This is a genomic window from Streptomyces violaceoruber (assembly GCF_033406955.1).
Lineage (GTDB): Bacteria > Actinomycetota > Actinomycetes > Streptomycetales > Streptomycetaceae > Streptomyces > Streptomyces violaceoruber.
The window spans coordinates 3,402,180-3,427,454 of record NZ_CP137734.1 but is presented as its reverse complement, the minus strand read 5'-3'; the positions used below and the strand labels follow the sequence as shown (position 1 = coordinate 3,427,454).

General features: G+C 67.0%; 36 protein-coding genes. All 36 read left to right on the top strand.

What is annotated here, in order from left to right; translation table 11 throughout:
* The first annotated feature begins 73 nt into the window (after nucleotides 1-73).
* Nucleotides 74-961, top strand: a complete 888-nt coding sequence (locus tag R2E43_RS15050; protein ID WP_319130354.1) for an acyltransferase family protein — start codon at nucleotides 74-76, stop codon at nucleotides 959-961.
* A 91-nt stretch (nucleotides 962-1,052) separates the two neighbouring features.
* Nucleotides 1,053-1,700, top strand: coding sequence for a hypothetical protein (locus R2E43_RS15045; RefSeq protein WP_332056277.1), 648 nt, complete (start codon nucleotides 1,053-1,055; stop codon nucleotides 1,698-1,700).
* Nucleotides 1,701-1,799: 99 nt separating this feature from the next.
* Nucleotides 1,800-2,657 (top strand): PP2C family protein-serine/threonine phosphatase, encoded by an 858-nt coding sequence (locus tag R2E43_RS15040; RefSeq protein ID WP_408649112.1) that lies wholly within the window; start codon nucleotides 1,800-1,802, stop codon nucleotides 2,655-2,657.
* Nucleotides 2,658-2,687: 30 nt separating this feature from the next.
* The gene (locus R2E43_RS15035; RefSeq protein ID WP_003974270.1) at nucleotides 2,688-3,155 is read left to right on the top strand and encodes a hypothetical protein; all 468 of its coding nucleotides are present in this window, start codon (nucleotides 2,688-2,690) and stop codon (nucleotides 3,153-3,155) included.
* A 127-nt stretch (nucleotides 3,156-3,282) separates the two neighbouring features.
* Nucleotides 3,283-7,746: an RHS repeat-associated core domain-containing protein gene (locus R2E43_RS15030; RefSeq protein WP_030867643.1), complete on the top strand. Its 4,464-nt coding sequence runs from the start codon at nucleotides 3,283-3,285 to the stop codon at nucleotides 7,744-7,746.
* Nucleotides 7,747-7,766: 20 nt separating this feature from the next.
* Nucleotides 7,767-8,216 carry a hypothetical protein gene (locus R2E43_RS15025; protein WP_003974268.1) on the top strand — a complete coding sequence of 150 codons (450 nt, stop codon included), beginning with the start codon at nucleotides 7,767-7,769 and terminating at the stop codon, nucleotides 8,214-8,216.
* Between the two features lie 500 nt (nucleotides 8,217-8,716).
* Nucleotides 8,717-9,025 (top strand): 30S ribosomal protein S10, encoded by a 309-nt coding sequence (rpsJ, locus tag R2E43_RS15020; RefSeq protein WP_003948644.1) that lies wholly within the window; start codon nucleotides 8,717-8,719, stop codon nucleotides 9,023-9,025.
* 16 nt (nucleotides 9,026-9,041) lie between these two features.
* Complete coding sequence (rplC, locus tag R2E43_RS15015; protein WP_003974267.1) at nucleotides 9,042-9,686, top strand: 50S ribosomal protein L3; 645 nt, start codon at nucleotides 9,042-9,044, stop codon at nucleotides 9,684-9,686.
* An 8-nt stretch (nucleotides 9,687-9,694) separates the two neighbouring features.
* Nucleotides 9,695-10,354: a 50S ribosomal protein L4 gene (gene rplD, locus R2E43_RS15010; RefSeq protein WP_003974266.1), complete on the top strand. Its 660-nt coding sequence runs from the start codon at nucleotides 9,695-9,697 to the stop codon at nucleotides 10,352-10,354.
* A complete protein-coding gene (gene rplW / locus R2E43_RS15005; protein ID WP_003974265.1) occupies nucleotides 10,354-10,773 on the top strand; it encodes a 50S ribosomal protein L23 in 420 nt (139 codons plus the stop codon). The genes rplD and rplW overlap by 1 nt, the downstream gene beginning before the upstream one ends.
* A gap of 40 nt (nucleotides 10,774-10,813) precedes the next feature.
* Nucleotides 10,814-11,650: a 50S ribosomal protein L2 gene (gene rplB / locus R2E43_RS15000; protein ID WP_003974264.1), complete on the top strand. Its 837-nt coding sequence runs from the start codon at nucleotides 10,814-10,816 to the stop codon at nucleotides 11,648-11,650.
* 12 nt (nucleotides 11,651-11,662) lie between these two features.
* Nucleotides 11,663-11,944 (top strand): 30S ribosomal protein S19, encoded by a 282-nt coding sequence (gene rpsS, locus R2E43_RS14995; protein ID WP_003974263.1) that lies wholly within the window; start codon nucleotides 11,663-11,665, stop codon nucleotides 11,942-11,944.
* Between the two features lie 42 nt (nucleotides 11,945-11,986).
* A complete protein-coding gene (gene rplV / locus R2E43_RS14990) occupies nucleotides 11,987-12,334 on the top strand; it encodes a 50S ribosomal protein L22 (RefSeq protein ID WP_003974262.1) in 348 nt (115 codons plus the stop codon).
* Nucleotides 12,334-13,167 carry a 30S ribosomal protein S3 gene (rpsC, locus tag R2E43_RS14985; protein WP_319130419.1) on the top strand — a complete coding sequence of 278 codons (834 nt, stop codon included), beginning with the start codon at nucleotides 12,334-12,336 and terminating at the stop codon, nucleotides 13,165-13,167. Before rplV ends, rpsC begins: the two co-directional genes overlap by 1 nt.
* 5 nt (nucleotides 13,168-13,172) lie before the next feature.
* Nucleotides 13,173-13,592, top strand: coding sequence for a 50S ribosomal protein L16 (gene rplP / locus R2E43_RS14980; protein WP_003974260.1), 420 nt, complete (start codon nucleotides 13,173-13,175; stop codon nucleotides 13,590-13,592).
* Nucleotides 13,592-13,816 carry a 50S ribosomal protein L29 gene (rpmC, locus tag R2E43_RS14975; RefSeq protein ID WP_003974259.1) on the top strand — a complete coding sequence of 75 codons (225 nt, stop codon included), beginning with the start codon at nucleotides 13,592-13,594 and terminating at the stop codon, nucleotides 13,814-13,816. Before rplP ends, rpmC begins: the two co-directional genes overlap by 1 nt.
* Complete coding sequence (rpsQ, locus tag R2E43_RS14970) at nucleotides 13,816-14,103, top strand: 30S ribosomal protein S17 (protein ID WP_003974258.1); 288 nt, start codon at nucleotides 13,816-13,818, stop codon at nucleotides 14,101-14,103. Before rpmC ends, rpsQ begins: the two co-directional genes overlap by 1 nt.
* A 107-nt stretch (nucleotides 14,104-14,210) precedes the next feature.
* A complete protein-coding gene (gene rplN / locus R2E43_RS14965) occupies nucleotides 14,211-14,579 on the top strand; it encodes a 50S ribosomal protein L14 (protein WP_003974257.1) in 369 nt (122 codons plus the stop codon).
* Between the two features lie 2 nt (nucleotides 14,580-14,581).
* Complete coding sequence (gene rplX / locus R2E43_RS14960) at nucleotides 14,582-14,905, top strand: 50S ribosomal protein L24 (RefSeq protein ID WP_003974256.1); 324 nt, start codon at nucleotides 14,582-14,584, stop codon at nucleotides 14,903-14,905.
* Nucleotides 14,905-15,462 carry a 50S ribosomal protein L5 gene (rplE, locus tag R2E43_RS14955; RefSeq protein WP_003974255.1) on the top strand — a complete coding sequence of 186 codons (558 nt, stop codon included), beginning with the start codon at nucleotides 14,905-14,907 and terminating at the stop codon, nucleotides 15,460-15,462. The genes rplX and rplE overlap by 1 nt, the downstream gene beginning before the upstream one ends.
* A gap of 5 nt (nucleotides 15,463-15,467) precedes the next feature.
* The gene (locus R2E43_RS14950; protein WP_003948630.1) at nucleotides 15,468-15,653 is read left to right on the top strand and encodes a type Z 30S ribosomal protein S14; all 186 of its coding nucleotides are present in this window, start codon (nucleotides 15,468-15,470) and stop codon (nucleotides 15,651-15,653) included.
* Nucleotides 15,654-15,864: 211 nt separating this feature from the next.
* The gene (gene rpsH, locus R2E43_RS14945; RefSeq protein ID WP_003974254.1) at nucleotides 15,865-16,263 is read left to right on the top strand and encodes a 30S ribosomal protein S8; all 399 of its coding nucleotides are present in this window, start codon (nucleotides 15,865-15,867) and stop codon (nucleotides 16,261-16,263) included.
* A 24-nt stretch (nucleotides 16,264-16,287) separates the two neighbouring features.
* The gene (gene rplF, locus R2E43_RS14940) at nucleotides 16,288-16,827 is read left to right on the top strand and encodes a 50S ribosomal protein L6 (RefSeq protein ID WP_003974253.1); all 540 of its coding nucleotides are present in this window, start codon (nucleotides 16,288-16,290) and stop codon (nucleotides 16,825-16,827) included.
* Between the two features lie 3 nt (nucleotides 16,828-16,830).
* Nucleotides 16,831-17,214: a 50S ribosomal protein L18 gene (gene rplR, locus R2E43_RS14935; RefSeq protein ID WP_003974252.1), complete on the top strand. Its 384-nt coding sequence runs from the start codon at nucleotides 16,831-16,833 to the stop codon at nucleotides 17,212-17,214.
* A 43-nt stretch (nucleotides 17,215-17,257) separates the two neighbouring features.
* Nucleotides 17,258-17,863 (top strand): 30S ribosomal protein S5, encoded by a 606-nt coding sequence (rpsE, locus tag R2E43_RS14930; RefSeq protein ID WP_003974251.1) that lies wholly within the window; start codon nucleotides 17,258-17,260, stop codon nucleotides 17,861-17,863.
* A gap of 2 nt (nucleotides 17,864-17,865) precedes the next feature.
* Nucleotides 17,866-18,048: a 50S ribosomal protein L30 gene (rpmD, locus tag R2E43_RS14925; protein WP_003974250.1), complete on the top strand. Its 183-nt coding sequence runs from the start codon at nucleotides 17,866-17,868 to the stop codon at nucleotides 18,046-18,048.
* 2 nt (nucleotides 18,049-18,050) lie between these two features.
* A complete protein-coding gene (rplO, locus tag R2E43_RS14920; RefSeq protein ID WP_003974249.1) occupies nucleotides 18,051-18,506 on the top strand; it encodes a 50S ribosomal protein L15 in 456 nt (151 codons plus the stop codon).
* Between the two features lie 256 nt (nucleotides 18,507-18,762).
* Nucleotides 18,763-20,076: a preprotein translocase subunit SecY gene (gene secY, locus R2E43_RS14915; protein WP_003974248.1), complete on the top strand. Its 1,314-nt coding sequence runs from the start codon at nucleotides 18,763-18,765 to the stop codon at nucleotides 20,074-20,076.
* Entirely contained in the window at nucleotides 20,076-20,729 is a 654-nt protein-coding gene (locus R2E43_RS14910) for an adenylate kinase (protein WP_003974247.1), read from the top strand. Before secY ends, R2E43_RS14910 begins: the two co-directional genes overlap by 1 nt.
* Nucleotides 20,730-20,880: 151 nt before the next feature.
* Nucleotides 20,881-21,717: a type I methionyl aminopeptidase gene (map, locus tag R2E43_RS14905; protein WP_003974246.1), complete on the top strand. Its 837-nt coding sequence runs from the start codon at nucleotides 20,881-20,883 to the stop codon at nucleotides 21,715-21,717.
* A gap of 141 nt (nucleotides 21,718-21,858) precedes the next feature.
* A complete protein-coding gene (infA, locus tag R2E43_RS14900; RefSeq protein WP_003948620.1) occupies nucleotides 21,859-22,080 on the top strand; it encodes a translation initiation factor IF-1 in 222 nt (73 codons plus the stop codon).
* Nucleotides 22,081-22,148: 68 nt separating this feature from the next.
* Nucleotides 22,149-22,262: a 50S ribosomal protein L36 gene (rpmJ, locus tag R2E43_RS14895; protein ID WP_003974245.1), complete on the top strand. Its 114-nt coding sequence runs from the start codon at nucleotides 22,149-22,151 to the stop codon at nucleotides 22,260-22,262.
* 188 nt (nucleotides 22,263-22,450) lie between these two features.
* The gene (gene rpsM / locus R2E43_RS14890; RefSeq protein WP_003974244.1) at nucleotides 22,451-22,831 is read left to right on the top strand and encodes a 30S ribosomal protein S13; all 381 of its coding nucleotides are present in this window, start codon (nucleotides 22,451-22,453) and stop codon (nucleotides 22,829-22,831) included.
* Nucleotides 22,832-22,898: 67 nt separating this feature from the next.
* Nucleotides 22,899-23,303 (top strand): 30S ribosomal protein S11, encoded by a 405-nt coding sequence (gene rpsK / locus R2E43_RS14885; protein ID WP_003948617.1) that lies wholly within the window; start codon nucleotides 22,899-22,901, stop codon nucleotides 23,301-23,303.
* Between the two features lie 131 nt (nucleotides 23,304-23,434).
* A complete protein-coding gene (locus R2E43_RS14880; protein WP_003966937.1) occupies nucleotides 23,435-24,457 on the top strand; it encodes a DNA-directed RNA polymerase subunit alpha in 1,023 nt (340 codons plus the stop codon).
* Between the two features lie 194 nt (nucleotides 24,458-24,651).
* Nucleotides 24,652-25,158: a 50S ribosomal protein L17 gene (gene rplQ, locus R2E43_RS14875; protein WP_003974243.1), complete on the top strand. Its 507-nt coding sequence runs from the start codon at nucleotides 24,652-24,654 to the stop codon at nucleotides 25,156-25,158.
* Nucleotides 25,159-25,275 lie beyond the last annotated feature (117 nt).

Here is a 25,275-nt window from a genome sequence, read left to right as displayed (position 1 = left end):
CCGGCGGGCCGGGGGCGCCGGTTGCACCGGAGGCGAACAGCCCGGTAACACACCACGGAGTCCGGGCGGCGGCTTGCCGAACCCCCTACCGTCCGCGTGCGCACTGTTCTCGTGCTGGGGCCGCACCCCGCGCCAGTTCTTCGTCTCCCGGGTGATCCGGCTCTACCCGGCGTGCTGGTTCGCGGTCCTGTTCACCACCGCCGCGCTGATCGCCGTACCCGGCGTGTGGGAGCGCCTCCGGCCGCGTGAGGTCCTGCTCGACCTGACCATGCTCCCGTCCGGCTCCGGCGTCCCCGACGTCGATGGCGTCTACTGGACCCTCTGGTCCGAGCTGCGCTTCCACCTGCTCCTCCCGGTCGTCGTCGCCATGGGACTGACGTACCGCAGGGTCGTGGTCCTCTGCCGCGTGTGGGGCGCGCTCGCGATGCCCGCGCCGGTCGCCCGCCTGCCCCTGCTCGAACTGGTCGCCAACCCGGACGCCGCCTGGTACTCCATCGCGGGCCTCGCCCTCCACCTCGTGCACCGCTTCGGCCAGGACCTGCTCCTGCGGGGCATCCTCGCCATGGCGTGGCTGATGGGCCAGCTGGAGCCCGGCAACCGCATCGAGGACGTCGAACGTGTCTCCGGCCGGCGCGGCAGCGTGGCGGTCGTCACGGTCTTCCTGCTCTTCATGGTCGCCGTGCCGCTCGGATACACCGATCGGATCCGCTGGAAGTGGCTCGTCACGGCGGGCGCCATGACCTACCCCCTCTACCTGGTCCACTGCGCGGCCGGCACGGCCCTCATAGCCCGCCTGCGCGACACGATGGACGCCCGCCTGCCGATCGCCGTGCTCGTCACGGGCTTCCTGCTCCTGAGCTACCTGATCCACCGCTTCGTGGAACGCCCGCTGTCCCGCCTGCTGAAGCGCGGACTGGACACGTCCTTCGCCCGACTGCGCAACGCGGACAACCGCCCCTGAGGCGTCGGCGCCCGGCCTCCCGATCGATGGGACCATGTTCGGAACATCGCATCGAACGACCTCGACGACGCACGGGGAGGCCGCGCACGACATGGCTCGTTACACGGAGGCACTGACCGTCGAACGGGGCGGTTTCCGGATCAAGGTTCCGGAATCCTGGTGGGAGTTCGACGTACGCCCGGAGTCGCGGGACGACTCCATCCGCCGCATGGTGGACGACCGCATACGCCGGTACCCGGAGCTGAAGCCCTCCCGCGCCGCCTACGTCACCTTTCTCCAGAAGGCGGCCTCCGACGCGTGGAAGTCGGGCGCGCTGTACTGCGGCTGCATGGCCGAGAGCTTCGGCGGCGACACCCCGATCACGGGCTCGGTCACGGTCTCCCTGATCGGCGGCCGCACCTCCTCCGGCGCCCCGCTCCCCACCGACCCGGCGGCGATCGCGGGCCAGCTGGCCGTCAAGGAGGCGAGGAAGCCCGGCGACTCCTGGCGCAAGGTCACCACGGTCGACATTCCCGGCGTGGGCCCCGCCGCCCGCACGCGGGGCGTGGAGGACATCCCGGTCCCGGACGACGCCCTGAACCGCACGGTCCGCGCCGTGCTCATGCAGACCTACATCCCGGTCCCCGGCCAGGAGGGCAAGGTCGCCCTGGTCGCGGGCAGCAGTCAGGTCCTCGACCTCGCGGACTCCTTCTTCGGCATCTTCGACGCGATCACGTCGACGTTCCGGTTCGCGGGCTGACGGGCGGTTCCGTCCCCAAATGCCCCGGCGAGGCGGACGCCCGGGCCGTGGGGGACGGCCGAGAATGCGGAGGTTCACCGCCCCGCCCTGGAGATCGTGGTGTCGCGTCCCCGTCGCCGGCGCCCCGCCGCAAGCTCCACCCGGGAGACCATTCAGCCGCCGGGGACGGGGCGACTGGTCGTCTGGATGGTGACGGTCACACTGCTGGTGGCGGTGGTCGGGTCGTTGGCGAACTCGGGCATGGCGCTGGTCGGGCTCCTGGTGTTCCTGCCCGCCGCGGCGGCGGCACAGTGCACGGTGCGGCAGACGGCTCTGGTCTGCGCCTGGACCGCTCTCCTCGGCTCCGCCGCCTTTCTGACCGGCGGCGGCGACGTCGCGCGCAAGGGGCTGGCCGCGGTGGGCGCGGCGTTCGCCGTCCTCGGCAGCTTTCGCGAGGCGGCCCATCGCGAGCCCACCCTCACGGGGCTCGTCGACGCCCTCGACGCCTCCGTCGTGCGGCACAACTCCTACGTGGCGCGCAGAGGTGACGACGAACGATTCGTCACCGTCCTCATCCTCAACATCGACGACGCCCGCAACGAGGTGCAGGCCATCAACTGCGGTCACGTGCCGCCGCATCTGCTCGACGCCGACTCGGTGATCACGCCGCCGTTGGACAGCGGCGCCCCGCTCGGCCTTACCGCGCTCGCGGCCGAGCCCGCCACCCCCGGCCGGTTCGCGTTTCCCGGCGGCACGGCGCTGCTGCTCACCACCGACGGACTGACCGAGTCCCGCGCGGCGGACGGTGCGTTCTACCCCCTGGACGAACGCCTCGCCGGCCCCGGCGACCTGCCGCGGAGCGACCTGCCCCGGGCCCTCAACGAGGATGCCCACGCCTACGCGGGCAAGGCAGCGCCACACGACGACGTCGCCATCCTGACCGTCCGCCGCCCGCACCGTTCATGCACACTCTCGTGAACGCTACGGCTCGGAAGGGGGGAATCGATCTTGACGGCCCAATGGAACTGGGAAACCGGCGAACGACTGCTGGCCCTGAACGACCCGAAGGAATGGGACGCCGCGTTCGACCGCGGGGAGCGAGGGCTCGGCACGGCGGCGATCGGGCTGGCCTTCAACTGCCCGCTGGAGGAGGCGTCGCCCCGGATCGTCCGGGCGATGGGGCTCCCGGACCCCGCCCAGCGAGGATTCGCCTTTACCGCGGCAGGCACCGCGGCCCGCCTCAACCGCGCATTGACGCCGGAACTGTACGCCGCACTGCGGGCAGAGGGACCGGGCCGCAGGAGCATCGCGGTGAACGCCATCGGCGACACCCTCACCTTCGTACCGTTCCGACGCCTGCCGACGTGGCTGAAGTGCTGGAGAGTGGTCTCGACGGTGCGGAACAAACTGGACGCCTGGCGGCTGACGTTCTCCTACGCGGTGACCGACGCCTGGAAGGCGGTGCGCAGACGCTGAATCCCCGTTCTCCACACGATCACCCCGCGCGTCGGAGCCGTCTTTCGCCGGGCGACCGCGCCTTGTAAGTTCACGTACGCGTACGGGTGTTGCTGATACGAGGTGTGAGCCGACGGGGGTATCGGGGATGGTGGGTCACAGGCCGAGTGACTGGCATGTCCTGGACCTGGAGAAAGACCCGACCCCCGGTGATCCGCAGCGGGTGCGGACGCTCGCGAAGACGTTGCACGACTTCGCCGACGACGTCTCGGAGGCGTTGCGTCTGGTGAAGGGCATGGCAGGGGAGTCCACCCTGGCCGAGTGGGCGGGGAAGTCGGCGACCGTCTTCAAGGAGGAGTTCGACGGGGTTCCCAAGAACTTGAAGAAGCTGGAGAAGTCGTACGGGATGTGCGGCGACGCGCTCGCGGACTTCTGGCCGAAGCTGGAGCGGGCGCAGGCGCTGGCGGACAAGGCGCTCATCAAGGCGCGGGAGGCCCGCGACGACCTCACGTCTGGGCAGTCGAAGCTGTCCTCGGCGGACTCGTGGGTGACGCGGGCGTCGAAGGAGGCGGACAAGTACAAGGACGATCCGACGGGCAGCAAGTCGGATGCCGACAAGCCGGACGAGGCGAAGGTCCGTGCCGCCACCCGGGACGTCCAGCACGCCAAGACCGCGCACGCCAACGCCCAGTCCGCCGTGAACGACGCGCAGAGCGCCCTGGACGCGGCGAAGAAGATGGCCGAGGACGCGCGCAAGATGCGCGACGACGCGGCCCGGGAGGCCAAGAACAAGATCGACGAGGCCTCCGACGCCGGCATCCAGAACCGCTCGTGGTGGGAGGACGTCGGCGACTGGTTCTCCGACAACTGGGACACCATCGTCGCGGTCTGCAAGGTGGTCGTCGCGGTCGTCGGCATCATCGCGATGGTCATCGGCGGCCCGATCCTCGGTGCGATCGTCCTGGTCGCCGCCCTCGTCGTCCTCGCCGACACGCTCTACAAATACAGCAAGGGCCAAGCGTCTCTGTGGGACGTAGGACTCGCGGCGCTGGACTGCGTCCCCGGCATGAAGGGGCTGACGTCCCTCGGCGGGCTCGCCAAGGGCTTGAAAGCTCTCGGCAAGACCGGCCTCAAGGGCATGGCCAAGGCGGCGCGCGGAGGCATGGGCAAGCTACGCCGCCAAGCGCAGCTGATGGCAGAGCGGCGGTGCAAGAGCGACCCCGTCGATGTGATCACCGGGGACATGGTCGCCTCCGCTGTGGACGTCGAACTGCTGGGCGCGCATCCCCTCACCTTTGTGCGCCACTACTGTTCCTCGTTCCGCGGGGGGCGCTGGTTCGGCCCCTCGTGGGGTTCCGTACTGGACGAGAGACTGCTGCTCGACCGTGACGGCGTTCGTCTCATCACCGCGGACGGCATGGTGCTGCAGTACCCGGTGCCGGAATCAGATGCCGCGGTGCTGCCTGTTATGGGTCCGAAGTGGCCGTTGGTCTGGTCCGGTGGCCCCGGCGGGGACATGCAAGTGCGGCGTCCGGGCGACGGAGAGACGTACCACTTCAGAACGCTTCCCGGTATGCCTCCCGCGGAACTGCGCCTGACAGGGGTCACGGACCGCAATGGCAATTCAATCGCTCTCGAGTACGAAGAGAACGGGAACCCACGCGCGGTGGTCCGAAAGGACGGGTACCGAGTGGGAATCGAGGTATCGGATGGGCACGTCACAGCGCTGCGGTTGGAGAGCGACTCGACGCTTCCTGTGCTTTGCCGCTACCGATACGATCAGCACGGGAACCTTTCGGAGATCTACAACTCCTCAGCACAGCCTCTAGTGCTCTCCTACGACCGCGAGCACCGTATCGTTGGGTGGCGGGACCGTAATGGAACCGAGTACCGGTATGAGTACGACGCCCACGGTCGCTGTGTCAGGACCATCGGTTCCGACGGGTACCAGAGCGGCACGTTCCGCTACGACCCTGCGGCCGGCGAGACGGTCCACGTCGATTCGCTGGGTCACGCCACGACTTTCCGGTACAACCGGGACCTCCGAATCACCGCCGAGATCAACGCTCTGGGAAACAGCACCGCGACAGAGTGGGACGAAGACGGCCGCGTGCTGACGGAGACGGACGCCTTGGGCCGTACAACCCGGTACACGTACGACGCTCAGGACAACCTGCGCACAGTGATCCGTCCCGACGGATCCCATGTCACGGCGGAGCACGGCGTCCTCGGACTTCCGGAACGCGTTGTGGAGGCGGATGGTTCTCAATGGTCGTTCGAATACGACACAGCAGGCAATCTGCTCTCGATCACGGACCCGGCGAACGCAACCGCACGATACACCTACGGTGAGTCAGGCCGGTTGCTGGCCGCCACGAACGCATTGGGCGCGGAGGAAGCTTATGCGTACGACTCCTTTGGACGGGTTGTCTCACATTTCGATGCCCTCGGGGCGGAGACGAAATTCACCTATGACTCCTTCGGCCGCATGGAGTCCACGACCGACTCGCTGGGGCAAGTGACTCGCTACGGTTGGACCCTTGAAGGGCTGATGGCGTGGCGTACCTCCTCAGACGGTGCGCGCGAGCACTGGACCTACGACGGTGAAGGAAACGAGACAGAGCATCACGATGCGGTGGGAGGTGTGACGACCTCTCAGTACACGCACTTCGGTCTGCTCGCCTCCCGGACACAGCCGGATGGAGCCCGGCTCTCTTTCCGGCACGACACAGAACTCAGGCTGACGTCCGTGACTGATGCGCGGAGTCGTGAATGGAGCTATACGTACGACGCGGTCGGCAATCTCGTGGGGGAAAGAGACTTTTTCGGCCGCGCTCTCGAGTATGCGTACGACGCGGCTGATCAACTCGTGACCCGGACCAATGCGCTGGGAAGATCCACCCACTACCGCCACGACTTGATGGGGAATGTCATCGAGCAACGCTCCGGGGACGGAGTAGCCAGGTATTCGTACGATGCCCTCGGAAGGATGGCGCGGGCGGAGAACGCTGACTCGGTCGTGATTCTGGAGCGGGACCCGGTCGGCCGCATCGTGGCCGAATCGTGCAATGGACGCACTCTGCGCAACAAGTACGACGCGTTGGGAAGGCGTATTCACCGGCACACTCCTGGCGGAGCATTCAGCGTGTGGGAGTACGACGCCGCCGACCGGCCGACCGCTCTGCACACGGGCAGCCAGTCGCTCACGGTCCGCTACGACGCGGCCGGCCGAGAAACGGAGCGCCGCACGGGACCCATGGCCATGGCCCAGCGCTGGGACGGGTACGACCGGCTCGTGGAGCAGCGGCTCCTCGACGTCCACAAGGAGCAGTTTGCTCTGCTGCGGCAGTACAGCTACCGCGCCGACGACCACCTCGTCGAAGTCGCCGACAGCTTCGCGGGACGCCGGCGATTCGAACTCGACGCCGGGACACATGTCACCGCAGTCCGTGCCGACCACTGGTCCGAGCAGTACGCCTATGACCCTGCCGGAGACGTCAGCCACGGCGACTGGCCGTTGTCAGCCGCGCAGGGTGACGCCCGGTCCGCGGTCGGTGATCGGGGCGAGGGGTCGCTGGGGGTGCGGAGAGCCGGTCGGACGACGTACGAGCACGACGCCCAGGGACGGATGACCAGACGCGTCACTCGTGCGCTCTCCGGCAGCCGCCGCGTCTGGCAATACGCGTGGAACGACCAGGACCAGCTGCGCGAGGTGGTCACACCCGACGGGGCCCGCTGGCAGTATCTGTACGACGGCCTGGGCAGACGCATCGCCAAGCAGCTCATGGGGGACGACGGCGGGTCGAGGGAGCGGGTCGACTTCACCTGGGACGGCACCGACCTGGCGGAGCAGGCGTCGGCCACTGAAGACCGTGTAGTGAGCTGGGACTGGTCGCCCCATACGGGCGACCCTCTGGTACAGACCGAGAGGCCATGCGGCCCGGAGCTGTCCCAGCGAGAGGTCGACACCCGTTTCTACGCCATCGTCACGGACCTCGTGGGTGCGCCCACCGAACTAGTGAGTCCGGACGGAGACATCGGGTGGCGGCTCCGCACCACGCTGTGGGGCCTCCCCGTGGACGGCTCCGGGGGCTCGACCGACTGCCCACTGCGCTTCCCCGGTCAGTATCACGATCCCGAGACCGGACTCCACTACAACTATTTCCGGTACTACGATCCCGGACTCGGACGCTATTGCAGCCTGGACCCCCTGGGTCTGGCAGGTGGACCGAACCCTGCCTGGTACACGCCCAATCCCACGGCATGGATCGATCCGTTCGGTCTGGCGCTGTGCCGCAAGAGGCCTCGCCTGGAGACCGGTGACCTCAAGAAGGGCTGGTTGCACATCGAGAGTCGGCACATTACCGGCACGAATCCCTCGACGAAACACGCGGACATGCTGCCACCGGGAACGACCCGCGAACAGGTGCACGCGGCGGCGAGGAAAGCCGTACGCAATGGCACAAGAATATCTGACCCTGGCAGGCGGATTCAGAACTTCCAGAAGAGAATGAAGGTCAACGGAATGTATGCCCGCTTCCAGGTGACGGTCGACTCGCACGACGGGAACAACATCATCACATTCTTCCCCGTGGATAAGAGTGCCGTTTGACGTAGAAAGGACTCCGCTCGATGAAGTTCGAGTTCTCCTTGGACGAGAACGAAACGCCTCCCCCGTCCGGTTTCGACCTCGGTCATATCGCCGTGTGGGGAAGCGACGGAGCGGCGACCACGCGTGACCGTGATCCGGGCGGCGGTGCGATGGTCTACCTCACAGTGACCTCGCTTCTGGACGGCCTGCGCACCTTCCTTTCAGGGAAGTCGCGATCGTACGAGTCAACCGCGGTCGACTCGTCCTTCTCGCTCACGTTCACGCGCGGGCGAGACGGGTCGATCGAGACGCGCTGCGGAGGAGCGCTCATCGATCGCTCACCGGTCGCAGGGGTCGCCGCCGCCGTTCATGCGGCCGCCAAGCGGTTCGCCGACGCGCACCTGGAGCAGCTCCCTCCGGACGATGCCGGCCGTGAGGACCTGGAGCATGCGTTGGCCGACTTCGAGCGCTTCATGGGCCGGCCGAGGTGACGTCCGCCCGGCACGCTCGTACGGTGACCCGAGCGCCACGGTCCGTCACGGATCGGGTATGCCGGCGCTTCCGGCCGAGGCGCGGCACGCCTCGGGTTTGATCTCCGTCACCCCCGGGGTATTCTCTCCGGCCCGATTGGCCAGCCCCGCGCCCCGTATGGCAGACTAGCGGGGTTGCTCGGTCGAGTGCCGATGCTGCGCGCCTCCCGCCGGGGGGACCGGAAGCGAGTCCCACAGTACTCGTCGTCCCTGCTCAGGGGCGGACGTACGGGAATCTTCCGGGAAGCGTCAGCGGGGTGCAGGCCAGGCGCCCGGTGGGCCTCTCGCCCCCGGTCCGCGGTTCCGGAAGGGCCCGCACTCCCAGGCAGGGAAAGTCCCGAAGAGGGACATTCATGTCAGCGAGAGTGCGACACGCCCGACCGCGTGGGTCGGAGGGGGAGCGGAATGGACAAGGACCACCGGGTCCAGAGCGTTACGAGAGACAGGACTACTGAGTAGCCATGGCGGGACAGAAGATCCGCATCCGGCTCAAGGCCTACGACCACGAGGTCATCGACTCTTCGGCGAAGAAGATCGTCGAGACGGTGACTCGCACTGGTGCGTCGGTCGCGGGCCCGGTGCCGCTGCCCACTGAGAAGAACGTGTACTGCGTCATCAAGTCGCCGCACAAGTACAAGGACTCGCGCGAGCACTTCGAGATGCGCACGCACAAGCGCCTGATCGACATCCTCGACCCGACCCCCAAGACCGTTGACTCTCTGATGCGACTCGACCTCCCGGCCGGTGTCGACATCGAGATCAAGCTCTGAGGGCGGTGATCTGAAGATGACCAAGCAGATCAAGGGCATCCTGGGCGAGAAGCTCGGCATGACGCAGGTGTGGGACGAGAACAACCGTGTTGTTCCGGTCACCGTCGTCAAGGCCGGCCCCAACGTCGTCACCCAGGTCCGTACGAACGACGTCGACGGCTACGAGTCGGTCCAGATCGCGTTCGGCGAGATCGACCCGCGCAAGGTGAACAAGCCCCTCAAGGGCCACTTCGCCAAGGCCGACGTCACCCCCCGTCGTCACCTCGTCGAGATCCGTACCGCTGCTGCCAGCGAGTACACCCTCGGCCAGGAGATCACCGCTGAGGCCTTCGAGTCCGGCGTGAAGGTCGACGTCACCGCGAAGAGCAAGGGCAAGGGCTTCGCCGGCGTCATGAAGCGCCACAACTTCAAGGGTGGCAAGGCGTCGCACGGTGCCCACCGTGTGCACCGCATGCCCGGATCCATCGGTGGCTGTGCCACCCCCGGCCGTGTCTTCAAGGGCATGCGCATGGCGGGTCGCATGGGCAACGAGCGGGTCACCACCCAGAACCTGACCGTTCACGCCGTTGACGCGGAGAAGGGCCTGCTCCTCATCAAGGGCGCGGTTCCTGGTCCGAACGGCGGCCTCGTCCTGGTCCGCACTGCGGCCAAGGGGGCCTGAGGTAACCGATGAGCACTGTTGACATCCTTTCGCCTGCCGGCGAGAAGACCGGAAGCGTCGAGCTCCCCGCGGAGATCTTCGGCGTGGAGAAGATCAGCATTCCGCTGATCCACCAGGTCGTCGTCGCGCAGAACGCCGCTGCCCGCCAGGGCACGCACAAGACCAAGCGTCGCGGCGAGGTCCGTGGTGGCGGCAAGAAGCCGTACCGCCAGAAGGGCACCGGCCGCGCCCGCCAGGGTTCGACCCGTGCGCCGCAGTTCGCCGGCGGTGGCGTCGTCCACGGCCCGCAGCCGCGTGACTACTCGCAGCGGACCCCGAAGAAGATGAAGGCCGCGGCCCTGCGCCACGCCCTCACCGACCGGGCCCGCCACAACCGCATCCACGTCGTGACCGGCGTCATCGAGGGCGAGAACCCGTCCACGAAGGCCGCCCGGACGCTGTTCGGCAAGATCTCGGAGCGCAAGAACCTGCTCCTGGTCGTCGACCGCGCCGACGAGGCCGCGTGGCTGTCCGCCCGCAACCTGCCCCAGATCCACATCCTGGAGCCGGGCCAGCTGAACACGTACGACGTTCTCGTCTCGGACGACGTGGTCTTCACCCAGGCCGCTTTCGAGTCCTTCGTGTCTGGCCCCAACAAGGCCGTTGACACCGAAGGGAGCGAAGCCTGATGGCTACGCGTCACCCGAGCATCGCCTCCAAGGCGGCCAAGGCCGCCAAGGCCGCGCGCGTCGCCAAGGCGCGCCGCCACGAGGCCGAGGGCAAGAACACCGTCGTCACCCCGGCCAGCAAGGCGTTCACGGACCCCCGTGACGTGCTGCTGAAGCCGGTCGTGTCCGAGAAGAGCTACGCGCTCCTCGACGAGAACAAGTACACGTTCGTCGTCGCGCCGGGCTCCAACAAGACCCAGATCAAGGAGGCCGTCCAGGCGGTCTTCTCGGTCAAGGTCACCGGGGTCAACACGATCAACCGCCAGGGCAAGCGGAAGCGGACCCGCACGGGCTTCGGCAAGCGTGCCGACAGCAAGCGCGCGATCGTGACCCTCGCCGAGGGCGACCGTATCGACATCTTCGGCGGTCCGACCTCCTGACGGAGGTCCGGATCGTCCGGAATCGGACGAGGACTGAGAAATGGGAATCCGCAAGTACAAGCCGACTACGCCGGGCCGTCGTGGCTCCAGCGTCGCCGACTTCGTCGAGGTCACGCGGTCCACGCCGGAGAAGTCGCTGGTCCGCCCGCTGCACAGCAAGGGCGGCCGTAACAACGCCGGTCGTGTGACCGTTCGCCACCAGGGTGGCGGACACAAGCGCGCCTACCGTGTCATCGACTTCCGTCGGCACGACAAGGACGGCGTGCCGGCGAAGGTCGCGCACATCGAGTACGACCCCAACCGCACCGCGCGCATCGCGCTGCTGCACTACGCCGACGGCGAGAAGCGCTACATCCTCGCCCCGCGCAACCTGCAGCAGGGCGACCGCGTCGAGAACGGTCCCGGGGCCGACATCAAGCCGGGCAACAACCTGGCGCTCCGCAACATCCCGGTCGGTACGACGATCCACGCGATCGAGCTCCGTCCCGGTGGCGGCGCCAAGTTCGCCCGCTCCGCCGGTGCCTCCGTGCAGCTGCTCGCGAAGGAGGGCACCATGGCCCACCTTCGCATGCCGTCCGGAGAGATCCGCCTGGTCGACCAGCGCTGCCGCGCCACGGTCGGCGAGGTCGGCAACGCCGAGCAGAGCAACATCAACTGGGGCAAGGCGGGCCGTAAGCGCTGGCTGGGCGTTCGCCCGACCGTGCGTGGTGTGGTCATGAACCCGGTGGACCACCCGCACGGTGGTGGCGAAGGCCGTACCTCGGGTGGTCGCCACCCGGTGTCCCCCTGGGGCAAGAAGGAAGGCCGTACTCGTTCGCCCAAGAAGGCGTCGAACAAGTACATCGTCCGCCGCCGCAAGACGAACAAGAAGCGCTAAGGACGGGTTGAGATGCCTCGTAGCTTGAAGAAGGGACCCTTCGTCGACGACCACCTGATCAAGAAGGTGGACACGCAGAACGAAGCCGGTACCAAGAACGTCATCAAGACCTGGTCCCGTCGCTCGATGATCGTCCCGGCGATGCTCGGCCACACGATCGCGGTGCACAACGGCAAGACCCACATCCCGGTGTTTGTCACCGAGTCCATGGTCGGCCACAAGCTCGGCGAGTTCTCGCCGACGCGCACCTTCCGGGGTCACGTCAAGGACGACCGGAAGTCGAAGCGCCGCTAACAGCGGGGTGGAATGACCATGACAAACACTGAAGGGACAACCATGGAAGCCAGGGCCCAGGCGCGGTACATCCGCGTCACGCCCATGAAGGCCCGCCGCGTGGTGGACCTCATCCGTGGCATGGATGCCACGGAGGCTCAGGCGGTCCTGCGTTTCGCCCCGCAGGCCGCGAGCGTGCCGGTCGGCAAGGTGCTGGACAGCGCCATCGCCAACGCCGCGCACAACTACGACCACACCGACGCCGACAGCCTCTTCATTTCCGAGGCGTACGTCGACGAGGGCCCGACCCTGAAGCGGTTCCGTCCGCGTGCCCAGGGCCGCGCCTACCGGATCCGCAAGCGGACCAGCCACATCACCGTGGTCGTCAGCAGCAAGGAAGGAACCCGGTAATGGGCCAGAAGGTAAACCCGCACGGGTTCCGGCTCGGCATCACCACCGACTTCAAGTCGCGTTGGTACGCCGACAAGCTGTACAAGGACTACGTCAAGGAAGACGTCGCCATCCGCCGGATGCTGACGTCCGGCATGGAGCGCGCCGGCATCTCCAAGGTCGAGATCGAGCGCACCCGTGACCGCGTCCGCGTGGACATCCACACGGCTCGTCCGGGCATCGTCATCGGCCGCCGCGGTGCGGAGGCCGACAAGATCCGCGGTCAGCTCGAGAAGCTCACCGGCAAGCAGGTCCAGCTGAACATCCTCGAGGTCAAGAGCCCCGAGACCGACGCTCAGCTGGTTGCCCAGGCCGTCGCCGAGCAGCTCTCCTCCCGCGTCTCCTTCCGTCGCGCCATGCGCAAGAGCATGCAGGGCACGATGAAGGCCGGCGCCAAGGGCATCAAGATCCAGTGCGGTGGCCGCCTCGGTGGCGCCGAGATGTCCCGCTCGGAGTTCTACCGCGAGGGCCGTGTGCCCCTGCACACGCTCCGCGCGAACGTGGACTACGGCTTCTTCGAGGCCAAGACGACCTTCGGCCGCATCGGTGTGAAGGTCTGGATCTACAAGGGCGACGTCAAGAACATCGCCGAGGTCCGCGCCGAGAACGCCGCCGCGCGTGCGGGCAACCGCCCGGCCCGCGGTGGCGGCAACGACCGCCCGGCCCGTGGTGGCCGCGGTGGCGAGCGTCGCGGGCGCAAGCCGCAGCAGCAGTCGGCTCCGGCCGCCGAGGCCACCAAGGCCGAGGCGCCCGCCGCTGCCGCTCCGGCTGAGAGCACCGGAACGGAGGCCTGACCGTCATGCTGATCCCCCGTAGGGTCAAGCACCGCAAGCAGCACCACCCCAAGCGCCGCGGCATGGCCAAGGGCGGTACGCAGGTTGCGTTCGGCGAGTACGGCATCCAGGCCCTCACGCCGGCGTACGTGACCAACCGCCAGATCGAGGCGGCCCGTATCGCGATGACCCGCCACATCAAGCGTGGCGGCAAGGTCTGGATCAACATCTACCCGGACCGCCCGCTCACGAAGAAGCCGGCCGAGACCCGCATGGGTTCCGGTAAGGGTTCTCCGGAGTGGTGGATCGCGAACGTGCACCCGGGCCGGGTCATGTTCGAGCTGTCCTACCCCAACGAGAAGATCGCCCGTGAGGCGCTGACCCGTGCGGCCCACAAGCTGCCGATGAAGTGCCGGATCGTCAAGCGCGAGGCAGGTGAAGCGTGATGTCGGCCGGTACCAAGGCGTCCGAGCTGCGCGAGCTGGGCAACGAGGAGCTTCTGGCGAAGCTCCGCGAGGCCAAGGAAGAGCTGTTCAACCTCCGCTTCCAGGCGGCGACGGGCCAGCTCGAGAACCACGGTCGGCTCAAGGCCGTCCGTAAGGACATCGCCCGGATCTACACCCTGATGCGTGAGCGCGAGCTGGGCATCGAGACGGTGGAGAGCGCCTGATGAGCGAGAGCAATGTGACTGAAGAGACGAAGGCCGCGCGCGGCTTCCGCAAGACCCGCCAGGGTCTGGTCGTCAGCGACAAGATGGACAAGACCGTCGTCGTCGCCGTCGAGGACCGCGTGACCCACGCCCTGTACGGCAAGGTCATCCGCCGTACCGAGAAGCTCAAGGCTCACGACGAGCAGAACGCCGCGGGCGTCGGCGACCGTGTCCTCCTCATGGAGACCCGGCCGCTGTCCGCGACGAAGCGCTGGCGCGTCGTCGAGGTCCTCGAGAAGGCCAAGTAAGAAATCTCCTGCGGGGCATTCCTCGCAGGACAGTTCCGCCAGGCTCCGGGAGTCGTTCACCAAGGTGACCGACTCCCGGGGAACCGGCAGACATTCAGGAGATAGACGTGATCCAGCAGGAGTCGCGGCTGCGTGTCGCCGACAACACGGGTGCGAAGGAAATCCTGACCATCCGTGTGCTCGGTGGCTCGGGCCGCCGCTACGCGGGTATCGGTGACGTCATCGTCGCCACCGTCAAGGACGCGATCCCCGGTGGCAACGTGAAGAAGGGTGACGTCGTCAAGGCGGTCATCGTTCGCACCGTCAAGGAGCGCCGCCGTCCCGACGGCTCGTACATCCGCTTCGACGAGAACGCCGCCGTCATTCTGAAGAACGACGGCGACCCTCGCGGCACCCGTATCTTCGGCCCGGTGGGCCGTGAGCTGCGCGAGAAGAAGTTCATGAAGATCATCTCCCTCGCGCCGGAGGTGCTGTGAGCATGAAGATCAAGAAGGGCGACCTGGTCCAGGTCATCACCGGTAAGGACAAGGGCAAGCAGGGCAAGGTCATCGCGGCCTTCCCCCGTGAGGACCGCGTCCTGGTCGAGGGTGTCAACCGGGTCAAGAAGCACACCAAGGCCGGTCCGACCGCTCGCGGTTCGCAGGCCGGCGGCATCGTGACCACCGAGGCCCCGATCCACGTCTCCAACGTCCAGCTGGTCGTGGAGAAGGACGGCAACAAGGTCGTCACGCGCGTCGGTTACCGCTTCGACGACGAGGGCAACAAGGTTCGCGTTGCCAAGCGGACGGGTGAGGACATCTGATGGCTACCACCACCACTCCGCGTCTCAAGACGAAGTACCGCGAGGAGATCGCGGGCAAGCTGCGTGAGGAGTTCTCCTACGAGAACGTCATGCAGATCCCCGGCCTCGTGAAGATCGTGGTCAACATGGGTGTCGGCGACGCCGCCCGTGACTCGAAGCTGATCGAGGGCGCGATCCGCGACCTGACCACCATCACCGGTCAGAAGCCGGCCGTCACCAAGGCCCGCAAGTCCATCGCGCAGTTCAAGCTGCGTGAGGGTCAGCCGATCGGTGCTCACGTCACGCTCCGTGGCGACCGCATGTGGGAGTTCCTGGACCGCACCCTGTCGCTGGCGCTGCCGCGTATCCGCGACTTCCGCGGCCTGTCCCCCAAGCAGTTCGACGGCCGTGGCAACTACACCTTCGGTCTCACGGAGCAGGTCATGTTCCACGAGATCGACCAGGACAAGATCGACCGCACCCGGGGTATGGACATCACCGTGGTGACCACGGCGACCAACGACGCCGAGGGCCGCGCGCTCCTCCGTCACCTCGGCTTCCCCTTCAAGGAGGCGTGAGCGAGATGGCGAAGAAGGCTCTGATTGCCAAGGCTGCTCGCAAGCCCAAGTTCGGTGTCCGCGGCTACACGCGCTGCCAGCGCTGCGGCCGTCCGCACTCCGTCTACCGCAAGTTCGGCCTGTGCCGCGTGTGCCTTCGTGAGATGGCTCACCGTGGCGAGCTGCCGGGCGTGACCAAGAGCTCCTGGTAATCCGGTAATTCCGGGTTATTCAGACTCTCGGTAAGCAACTGGGTCGGCAGGGGCCCGGCTCCGCATGCCTTAGGCTTGCGGGGTTGGGCGTCTGTCGCGCCCGTACGACTTACTACGCCGTAGGTCCACCGCGCCGCACCCGTCCCGTCTCGGATCGGGGAGAGGGATGGCGCACCAGGAAACCCCGGCGAGAGAGGCCGAAGGCCAATTCATGACCATGACTGATCCGATCGCAGACATGCTTACGCGTCTGCGGAACGCGAACTCGGCGTACCACGACTCCGTGACGATGCCGGCGTCCAAGATCAAGTCTCACATCGCGGAGATCCTCCAGCAGGAGGGCTTCATCACCGGCTGGAAGACCGAGGACGCCGAGGTTGGCAAGAACCTCACCCTCGAGCTGAAGTTCGGTCCGAACCGTGAGCGCTCCATCGCGGGCATCAAGCGGATCTCCAAGCCCGGTCTCCGGGTGTACGCGAAGTCCACCAACCTGCCCAAGGTGCTGGGTGGCCTCGGCGTGGCGATCATCTCCACGTCCCACGGGCTCCTCACCGACAAGCAGGCCGGCAAGAAGGGCGTAGGCGGAGAAGTCCTCGCCTACGTCTGGTAACGGAAGGGAACGGAGGAAACAGCTATGTCGCGCATCGGCAAGCTCCCCATCGCGGTTCCCGCCGGCGTGGACGTCACCATCGACGGCCGTACGGTTTCGGTCAAGGGCCCCAAGGGCTCGCTGACCCACACCGTCGTGGCGCCGATCGACATCGCCAAGGGTGAGGACGGCGTGCTGAACGTCACCCGCCCCAACGACGAGCGTCAGAGCAAGGCCCTGCACGGCCTGTCCCGCACGCTGGTGGCGAACATGATCACCGGCGTGACCCAGGGTTACGTGAAGAAGCTCGAGATCAGCGGTGTCGGTTACCGCGTGCTCGCCAAGGGTTCGAACCTGGAGTTCTCCCTCGGCTACAGCCACCCGATCCTGGTCGAGGCCCCCGAGGGAATCACCTTCAAGGTGGAGAACCCGACCCACTTCTCGGTCGAGGGCATCGACAAGCAGAAGGTCGGCGAGGTTGCGGCCAACATCCGCAAGCTGCGCAAGCCCGACCCGTACAAGGCCAAGGGCGTCAAGTACGAGGGCGAAGTCATCCGCCGCAAGGTCGGAAAGGCGGGTAAGTAAGCCATGGCATACGGACAGAAGATCCTCAAGGGCGACGCCTACAAGCGCGCCGCGATCAAGCGCCGCCACATCCGGATTCGCAAGAATCTCTCGGGTACGGCGGAGCGTCCCCGTCTGGTCGTTACCCGTTCGAACCGCCACATCGTGGCCCAGGTGATCGACGACATCAAGGGTCACACCCTGGCGTCGGCGTCCACCCTGGACACCTCGATCCGCGGTGGCGAGGCCGACAAGTCCGCGCAGGCCAAGCAGGTCGGCGCCCTGGTCGCCGAGCGCGCCAAGGCTGCCGGTGTCGAGGCCGTCGTGTTCGACCGTGGTGGTAACCAGTACGCCGGGCGCATCGCCGCCCTGGCGGACGCCGCCCGCGAAGCCGGACTGAAGTTCTGAGCCGGTTCCGTAACGCTAGCGGAAACAGAGAGAGGTAATTCCAATGGCTGGACCCCAGCGCCGCGGTAGCGGTGCCGGTGGCGGCGAGCGGCGGGACCGGAAGGGCCGTGACGGTGGCGCAGGTGCCGCCGAGAAGACCGCTTACGTTGAGCGCGTCGTCGCGATCAACCGCGTCGCCAAGGTTGTGAAGGGTGGTCGTCGCTTCAGCTTCACCGCGCTGGTCGTGGTGGGCGACGGTGACGGCACCGTGGGTGTCGGATACGGCAAGGCCAAGGAGGTGCCGGCCGCCATCGCCAAGGGTGTTGAGGAGGCCAAGAAGCACTTCTTCAAGGTCCCCCGCATCCAGGGCACCATCCCGCACCCCATCCAGGGTGAGAAGGCTGCCGGCGTCGTGCTGCTCAAGCCCGCGTCCCCCGGTACCGGCGTTATCGCCGGTGGTCCGGTGCGCGCCGTGCTCGAGTGCGCCGGTATCCACGACGTGCTGTCGAAGTCGCTCGGCTCCGACAACCAGATCAACATCGTGCACGCGACCGTGGAGGCCCTCAAGGGCCTGCAGCGTCCCGAGGAGATCGCGGCCCGCCGTGGTCTGCCGCTCGAGGACGTCGCCCCCGCGGCCCTTCTCCGTGCGCGTGCCGGGGCGGGTGCGTAATCATGGCGCAGCTCAAGATTACGCAGGTCAAGTCCTACATCGGCAGCAAGCAGAACCACCGTGACACCCTGCGCTCCCTTGGTCTCAAGGGCATCAACACGCAGGTCGTCAAGGAGGACCGCCCCGAGTTCCGCGGCATGGTGCACACCGTCCGCCACCTCGTGACGGTCGAGGAGGTCGACTGATCATGGCGGAGAACAACCCGCTCAAGATCCACAACCTCCGTCCCGCCCCCGGCGCCAAGACCGCCAAGACCCGTGTCGGTCGTGGTGAGGCGTCGAAGGGTAAGACGGCCGGTCGTGGTACCAAGGGCACGAAGGCCCGTTACCAGGTTCCGGAGCGCTTCGAGGGTGGCCAGATGCCCCTCCACATGCGTCTTCCGAAGCTGAAGGGCTTCAAGAACCCGTTCAAGACCGAGTTCCAGGTCGTGAACCTCGACAAGCTGGCCGCGCTGTACCCCGAGGGTGGCGAGGTCACCGTCGAGGGCCTGGTGGCCAAGGGTGCCGTTCGCAAGAACAGCCTCGTCAAGGTCCTCGGCCAGGGCGAGATCTCCGTGGCGCTGCAGGTGACGGTCGACGCCGTCTCCGGCTCCGCCAAGGAGAAGATCACCGCCGCCGGCGGTACCGTCACCGAGCTCGTCTGAACCACTCGGACGTGTCGATGACATGAGCGATCCCGACCGGGGATGCCCCACAAAAGGGGTATCCCCGGTTGGTCGTTCCAAGGGGAGTGCTCCCGCCGGTAAGGTGGCCTGCGCTGCCCTCTTTCACGGGTGCGTCACATGAGGCACTCTTGACGGCGGTTCAGCGTTATTCCCTTAGCCGTCCACTTATCAGTCGTCAGTCGAACCTCAAGACCGTCACCCTTGACGCAGTAGCGCGGGGGTCGCAGGAGGCACCGTGCTCACCGCGTTCGCCCGGGCGTTCAAGACGCCCGACCTGCGCAAGAAGCTGCTCTTCACGCTCGGCATCATCGTGGTGTACCGACTCGGTACCCACATTCCCATTCCAGGCGTCGACTACAAGAACGTCCAGGAGTGCGTGGACCAGGCGTCCGGCAACCAGGGCCTCTTCGGCCTGGTCAACATGTTCAGCGGTGGCGCCCTGCTGCAGATCACGGTCTTCGCGCTCGGCATCATGCCGTACATCACGGCGAGCATCATTCTGCAGCTGCTGACCGTCGTGATCCCGCGCCTGGAAGCCCTCAAGAAGGAGGGCCAGGCCGGTACGGCGAAGATCACGCAGTACACCCGCTACCTGACCGTCGCGCTCGCCATCCTCCAGGGCACCGGCCTGGTGGCCACCGCCCGCAGCGGCGCCCTCTTCTCCGGCTGCACCGTCGCCGGTCAGATCGTGCCCGACCAGGCCATCTTCACCACCGTCGTCATGGTCATCTGCATGACCGCCGGTACCTGCGTCGTCATGTGGCTCGGCGAGCTGATCACCGACCGCGGCATCGGCAACGGCATGTCGATCCTGATGTTCATCTCGATCGCCGCGACCTTCCCCTCCGCCCTGTGGGCCATCAAGAAGCAGGGCGAGCTGGCCGACGGCTGGATCGAGTTCGGCACGGTCATCCTCGTCGGCCTGGTCATGGTCGGCCTGGTGGTCTTCGTGGAGCAGGCCCAGCGCCGCATCCCCGTGCAGTACGCGAAGCGCATGATCGGCCGCCGCTCCTACGGCGGTACCTCGACGTACATCCCGCTCAAGGTGAACCAGGCGGGTGTCATCCCCGTCATCTTCGCCTCGTCGCTGCTCTACATCCCGGCACTGATCGTCCAGTTCTCGAACTCGACGGCGGGCTGGGCCACCTGGATCACGAAGAATCTCGCGGACACGGCGGCGACGCCGCACATCATCCTGTACTTCTTCCTGATCGTCTTCTTCGCCTTCTTCTACGTGGCCATCTCGTTCAACCCCGAGGAAGTCGCGGACAACATGAAGAAGTATGGTGGCTTCATCCCGGGCATCCGGGCTGGCCGACCGACCGCTGAGTATCTGAGCTACGTACTCAACCGGATCACCTGGCCGGGTTCGCTGTACTTGGGTCTGATCGCTCTCGTCCCGACAATGGCGTTGGCTGGTTTCGGGGCAAACCAGAACTTCCCGTTCGGTGGCACCAGCATCCTGATCATCGTGGGTGTCGGTCTCGAGACGGTGAAGCAGATCGAGAGCCAGCTCCAGCAGCGCAATTACGAAGGGTTCCTCCGCTGATGCGAATCGTCCTCGTCGGGCCTCCGGGTGCCGGAAAGGGAACGCAGGCCACCCGCCTTGCCGAGACGCTGCACATTCCGCACATCTCCACGGGCGACCTGTTCCGCGCGAACATCAGCCAGCAGACCGAACTGGGCAAGCTCGCGAAGTCCTACATGGACGCCGGCAATCTCGTGCCGGACGAGGTCACCATCGCCATGGCGAAGGACCGCATGGAGCAGCCCGACGCCGAGGGCGGCTTCCTGCTGGACGGCTTCCCGCGCAACGTCTCCCAGGCCGAGGCGCTGGACGAGCTGCTCGAGACCGAGGACATGAAGCTCGACGCGGTGCTGGACCTGGAGGCCCCCGAGGACGAGGTCGTCAAGCGGATCGCCGGCCGGCGCGTCTGCCGCAACGACTCGGCCCACGTCTTCCACGTGACGTACACGCCGCCGAAGAAGGAAGGCGTCTGCGACGTCTGCGGCGGCGAGCTGTACCAGCGGGACGACGACTCCGAGGAGACGGTCCGCAAGCGGCTGGAGGTCTACCACACGCAGACCGAGCCGATCATCGACTACTACAAGTCGCAGGGCCTGGTCGCCACCATCGCCGCGACGGGCCCCGTGGACGAGGTCACCCGCCGCGCGCTGGAGGCGCTCAAGCGCGACCAGTAGTACTCCGCCCGGCTTCAGCCGCGGTCCCTCGCTCAGGGGGCCGCGGCTGTGCTGTGGGGTGGGACGGCTCCGCCCCGTATCGTGGGAAGCGTTTCCCGCCCCGCACCCCTCCTCCCCAGCTCCCGCCCAGTCCAGAAAGGCCGCAGCCCCCATGGTGCAGATCAAGAACCCCGAGCAGATCGCCAAGATGCGCGAGGCGGGGCTGGTCGTCGCCGCCATCCACGCGGCCACGCGCGAGGCCGCCGTGCCCGGCGCGACGACCAAGGACCTGGACCAGGTCGCCCGCAAGGTCCTCGCGGAGCACGACGCCAAGCCGAACTTCCTCGGGTACGGCGGCTTCCCCGCCACCATCTGCACCTCGGTGAACGAGGTCGTCGTCCACGGCATCCCGTCCGACGACGTGGTCCTCAAGGACGGCGACGTCATCTCCATCGACTGCGGCGCGATCATCGACGGCTGGCACGGCGACGCCGCCTACACGGCCTTCGTCGGCTCCGGTCACTCCCCGGAGCTGGTCGAGCTGTCCCGGGTGACCGAGGAGTCGATGTGGGCGGGCATCGCCGCCATGAAGCAGGGCAACCGCCTGGTGGACGTCTCCCGCGCCATCGAGACCTACATCCGCCGCCAGCCCAAGCCCGGCGGCGGCAAGTACGGGATCATCGAGGACTACGGCGGCCACGGCATCGGCACCGAGATGCACATGGACCCGCACCTGCTGAACTACGTCGACCGCCGCCGCGGCAAGGGCCCCAAGCTCGTCCCCGGCTTCTGCCTCGCCATCGAGCCGATGGTCTCCCTCGGCACCCCCCGCACCGAGGTCCTGTCGGACGAGTGGACGGTCATCACGACCGACGGCACCTGGTCCTCCCACTGGGAGCACTCGGTGGCCCTGACGGAACAGGGCCCGCTGGTCCTGACGTCCCCCGACGGCGGCAGGGCCAAGCTGGCCGAGCTGGGGATCACGGCGGCGCCGGACCCCCTTGCATAACGATCTCGCATCCGGGGCAGACTCCCTCGTTTCGCCTTTCCGGGTGCACTGACGTAGACTGACTCGTCGGCTCCCGTGCACCCCCATGTCTTGAGGGTTGCACGATGAGTCGATCAAGGTAGTCGATTCGAAGGGCGAAGCGTGGCCAAGAAGCAAGGTGCCATCGAGATCGAAGGCACTGTCGTCGAGTCTCTTCCGAACGCCATGTTCAAGGTGGAGCTCCAGAACGGCCACCAGGTCCTGGCACACATCAGCGGCAAGATGCGTATGCACTACATCCGCATCCTCCCTGACGACCGGGTCGTGGTGGAGCTGTCTCCGTACGACCTGACGCGTGGCCGGATCGTCTACCGGTACAAGTAGATCTTGCCCACGTCCCGCGTGCTCCGCGCGCGGGTCCGCCGGCAACTGACCCGGAGAACCTCACACCCATGAAGGTCAAGCCGAGCGTCAAGAAGATCTGCGACAAGTGCAGGGTGATCCGCCGTCACGGTCGGGTCATGGTCATCTGCGACAACCCGCGCCACAAGCAGCGCCAGGGCTGAAGCCTGACCGTTCCCTCCGCGATTCGCAGGACTTCGCGCGACGCGAGCTGAACATGTTCATACGCAGGACCCGGGCGCCCAGGCGTCCGACACCCCCGGTTCGGAGGCCGGGGACCCGATACGTACCTCATACGGCGGCCGGGGACCGGTTCTGTGGAAGACCTCCGACAATCAACTGGAGCCATTGAATGGCACGCGTTTCCGGTGTTGACATCCCGCGCGAAAAGCGCGTCGAGATCGCCCTCACCTACGTGTTCGGCATCGGCCGGACCCTCTCGCAGCAGACGCTCGCCGCCACCGGCGTGGACCCGAACACCCGTGTTCGGGACCTCTCCGAGGAGCAGCTCGTCGCGATCCGCGAGTACGTCGACAACAACATCAAGACCGAGGGTGACCTCCGTCGCGAGGTGCAGGCCGACATCCGCCGCAAGGTCGAGATCGGCACTTACCAGGGTCTGCGCCACCGTCGTGGTCTGCCCGTCCGCGGTCAGCGCACCAGCACCAACGCCCGCACCCGCAAGGGCCCGCGTCGCGCCATCGCCGGCAAGAAGAAGCCGGGCAAGAAGTAGTCCGCAGCGGACTTCGCCGTCCAGCGGTCTTCGCTGTAGGACCGACCACCTCCCGTAGGAGAACGACATGCCCCCCAAGGGACGTCAGGGCGCTGCCAAGAAGGTGCGCCGCAAGGAAAAGAAGAACGTCGCTCACGGCCACGCGCACATCAAGAGCACGTTCAACAACACGATCGTGTCCATCACGGACCCGACCGGCAACGTGATCTCCTGGGCCTCCGCCGGCCACGTCGGCTTCAAGGGCTCCCGGAAGTCCACGCCGTTCGCCGCGCAGATGGCCGCCGAGTCGGCTGCCCGTCGCGCGCAGGAGCACGGCATGCGCAAGGTCGACGTCTTCGTCAAGGGCCCGGGTTCCGGTCGTGAGACCGCCATCCGCTCCCTGCAGGCGACCGGCCTCGAGGTCGGCTCCATCCAGGACGTCACGCCCACCCCGCACAACGGGTGCCGTCCGCCGAAGCGTCGTCGCGTCTGATCCCGCTTCACCGCGGCATCGCTTCACCAGGGTTTTCCGGGCGGTACGGCTCTTTCGGGTCGTATCGCCCGTACCCTTGCAGTACTGGTCGGGCGTCAAATAGCGGGCGCCCCTGACTGAAGGATCACCACATGCTGATCGCTCAGCGTCCCTCGTTGACCGAAGAGGTCGTCGACGAGTTCCGCTCCCGGTTCGTCATCGAGCCGCTGGAGCCGGGCTTCGGCTACACCCTCGGCAACTCCCTGCGCCGGACCCTCCTGTCGTCGATCCCGGGTGCGGCGGTCACGTCCATCCGTATCGACGGTGTCCTGCACGAGTTCACCACCGTGCCGGGCGTCAAGGAGGACGTCACCGACCTGATCCTCAACATCAAGCAGCTGGTCGTCTCCTCGGAGCACGACGAGCCGGTCGTGATGTACCTGCGCAAGCAGGGCCCGGGTCTGGTCACCGCCGCCGACATCGCGCCCCCGGCCGGTGTCGAGGTGCACAACCCCGACCTCGTCCTCGCCACGCTCAACGGCAAGGGCAAGCTGGAGATGGAGCTGACCGTCGAGCGCGGTCGCGGCTACGTCTCCGCCGTGCAGAACAAGCAGGTCGGTCAGGAGATCGGGCGCATCCCGGTCGACTCGATCTACTCGCCGGTTCTCAAGGTCACGTACAAGGTCGAGGCCACGCGTGTCGAGCAGCGCACCGACTTCGACAAGCTGATCGTCGACGTCGAGACCAAGCAGGCCATGCGTCCGCGCGACGCCATGGCGTCGGCCGGCAAGACCCTGGTCGAGCTGTTCGGTCTCGCCCGCGAGCTGAACATCGACGCCGAGGGCATCGACATGGGTCCGTCCCCGACGGACGCCGCGCTGGCTGCGGACCTGGCTCTTCCGATCGAGGAGCTGGAGCTCACCGTCCGGTCGTACAACTGCCTCAAGCGCGAGGGCATCCACTCCGTGGGTGAGCTGGTCGCTCGCTCCGAGGCGGACCTGCTCGACATCCGCAACTTCGGTGCGAAGTCCATCGACGAGGTCAAGGCCAAGCTGGCCGGCATGGGCCTGGCCCTCAAGGACAGCCCGCCCGGATTCGACCCGACCGCCGCCGCGGACGCGTTCGGTGCCGATGACGATGCTGACGCCGGTTTCGTGGAGACCGAGCAGTACTGATTCGGCCGCCGGCCCGTCGTGGCTGGTCGTGCCCATGCGGCGAAGCCGCACAGGGGTACAGCCCCGCGCCCCTTTGGGGTGCGGGCCCTCCGGGGCGCTTGCGAAGGCGCCCCGGATCTCCGACAGGCGGCCGCCTGCTCGGATACTGACTTCGGTACCTGATACGGCCGGGGCAGACACCTAGGAGAAACATCATGCCGAAGCCCAGCAAGGGTGCCCGTCTGGGCGGCAGTGCCGCGCACGAGAAGCTGCTCCTCGCGAACCTGGCGAAGAGCCTCTTCGAGCACGGCCGGATCACCACCACCGAGGCGAAGGCGCGCAAGCTGCGTCCGTACGCCGAGCGTCTGGTCACCAAGGCGAAGAAGGGCGACCTTCACAACCGCCGTCAGGTGCTCCAGGTGATCACGGACAAGAGCATCGTCCACACGCTCTTCACCGAGATCGGCCCGCGCTACGAGAACCGTCCCGGTGGCTACACCCGGATCACCAAGATCGGTAACCGCCGTGGCGACAACGCGCCCATGGCCGTCATCGAGCTGGTCGAGGCGCTGACCGTGGCGCAGCAGGCCACCGGCGAGGCCGAGGCCGCGACCAAGCGTGCCGCCAAGGACGCGGAGGGCTCCGCCGAGGTTTCCGAGGCCAAGGTCGACACGACCAAGGCCGACGACGAGGCTGCCGCCGAGGAGTCCAAGGACGCGTAAGCGTCTGCCGGGGGCTGTGCGTCGGCGGCCGCGGTTTCGCGGTGGCTCGTCGCGCGGTTCCCCGCGCCCGTTCCGGGCGTTGCGGGTCCGTTCCTTTCGAGGAGCGGGCCCGCTTTT

Excerpts from the sequence above, each read along its gene's own strand:
- R2E43_RS15045 (WP_332056277.1), top strand. The coding sequence starts at position 1,053 with ATGGCTCGTTACACGGAGGCACTGACCGTCGAACGGGGCGGTTTCCGG.
- R2E43_RS15030 (WP_030867643.1), top strand. The coding sequence starts at position 3,283 with ATGGTGGGTCACAGGCCGAGTGACTGGCATGTCCTGGACCTGGAGAAA.
- R2E43_RS15025 (WP_003974268.1), top strand. The coding sequence starts at position 7,767 with ATGAAGTTCGAGTTCTCCTTGGACGAGAACGAAACGCCTCCCCCGTCC.
- rpsJ (WP_003948644.1), top strand. The coding sequence starts at position 8,717 with ATGGCGGGACAGAAGATCCGCATCCGGCTCAAGGCCTACGACCACGAG.
- rplC (WP_003974267.1), top strand. The coding sequence starts at position 9,042 with ATGACCAAGCAGATCAAGGGCATCCTGGGCGAGAAGCTCGGCATGACG.
- rplD (WP_003974266.1), top strand. The coding sequence starts at position 9,695 with ATGAGCACTGTTGACATCCTTTCGCCTGCCGGCGAGAAGACCGGAAGC.
- rplW (WP_003974265.1), top strand. The coding sequence starts at position 10,354 with ATGGCTACGCGTCACCCGAGCATCGCCTCCAAGGCGGCCAAGGCCGCC.
- rplB (WP_003974264.1), top strand. The coding sequence starts at position 10,814 with ATGGGAATCCGCAAGTACAAGCCGACTACGCCGGGCCGTCGTGGCTCC.
- rpsS (WP_003974263.1), top strand. The coding sequence starts at position 11,663 with ATGCCTCGTAGCTTGAAGAAGGGACCCTTCGTCGACGACCACCTGATC.
- rplV (WP_003974262.1), top strand. The coding sequence starts at position 11,987 with ATGGAAGCCAGGGCCCAGGCGCGGTACATCCGCGTCACGCCCATGAAG.
- rpsC (WP_319130419.1), top strand. The coding sequence starts at position 12,334 with ATGGGCCAGAAGGTAAACCCGCACGGGTTCCGGCTCGGCATCACCACC.
- rplP (WP_003974260.1), top strand. The coding sequence starts at position 13,173 with ATGCTGATCCCCCGTAGGGTCAAGCACCGCAAGCAGCACCACCCCAAG.
- rpmC (WP_003974259.1), top strand. The coding sequence starts at position 13,592 with ATGTCGGCCGGTACCAAGGCGTCCGAGCTGCGCGAGCTGGGCAACGAG.
- rpsQ (WP_003974258.1), top strand. The coding sequence starts at position 13,816 with ATGAGCGAGAGCAATGTGACTGAAGAGACGAAGGCCGCGCGCGGCTTC.
- rplX (WP_003974256.1), top strand. The coding sequence starts at position 14,582 with ATGAAGATCAAGAAGGGCGACCTGGTCCAGGTCATCACCGGTAAGGAC.
- rplE (WP_003974255.1), top strand. The coding sequence starts at position 14,905 with ATGGCTACCACCACCACTCCGCGTCTCAAGACGAAGTACCGCGAGGAG.
- R2E43_RS14950 (WP_003948630.1), top strand. The coding sequence starts at position 15,468 with ATGGCGAAGAAGGCTCTGATTGCCAAGGCTGCTCGCAAGCCCAAGTTC.
- rpsH (WP_003974254.1), top strand. The coding sequence starts at position 15,865 with ATGACCATGACTGATCCGATCGCAGACATGCTTACGCGTCTGCGGAAC.
- rplF (WP_003974253.1), top strand. The coding sequence starts at position 16,288 with ATGTCGCGCATCGGCAAGCTCCCCATCGCGGTTCCCGCCGGCGTGGAC.
- rplR (WP_003974252.1), top strand. The coding sequence starts at position 16,831 with ATGGCATACGGACAGAAGATCCTCAAGGGCGACGCCTACAAGCGCGCC.
- rpsE (WP_003974251.1), top strand. The coding sequence starts at position 17,258 with ATGGCTGGACCCCAGCGCCGCGGTAGCGGTGCCGGTGGCGGCGAGCGG.
- rpmD (WP_003974250.1), top strand. The coding sequence starts at position 17,866 with ATGGCGCAGCTCAAGATTACGCAGGTCAAGTCCTACATCGGCAGCAAG.
- rplO (WP_003974249.1), top strand. The coding sequence starts at position 18,051 with ATGGCGGAGAACAACCCGCTCAAGATCCACAACCTCCGTCCCGCCCCC.
- R2E43_RS14910 (WP_003974247.1), top strand. The coding sequence starts at position 20,076 with ATGCGAATCGTCCTCGTCGGGCCTCCGGGTGCCGGAAAGGGAACGCAG.
- map (WP_003974246.1), top strand. The coding sequence starts at position 20,881 with ATGGTGCAGATCAAGAACCCCGAGCAGATCGCCAAGATGCGCGAGGCG.
- rpmJ (WP_003974245.1), top strand. The coding sequence starts at position 22,149 with ATGAAGGTCAAGCCGAGCGTCAAGAAGATCTGCGACAAGTGCAGGGTG.
- rpsM (WP_003974244.1), top strand. The coding sequence starts at position 22,451 with ATGGCACGCGTTTCCGGTGTTGACATCCCGCGCGAAAAGCGCGTCGAG.
- rpsK (WP_003948617.1), top strand. The coding sequence starts at position 22,899 with ATGCCCCCCAAGGGACGTCAGGGCGCTGCCAAGAAGGTGCGCCGCAAG.
- R2E43_RS14880 (WP_003966937.1), top strand. The coding sequence starts at position 23,435 with ATGCTGATCGCTCAGCGTCCCTCGTTGACCGAAGAGGTCGTCGACGAG.
- rplQ (WP_003974243.1), top strand. The coding sequence starts at position 24,652 with ATGCCGAAGCCCAGCAAGGGTGCCCGTCTGGGCGGCAGTGCCGCGCAC.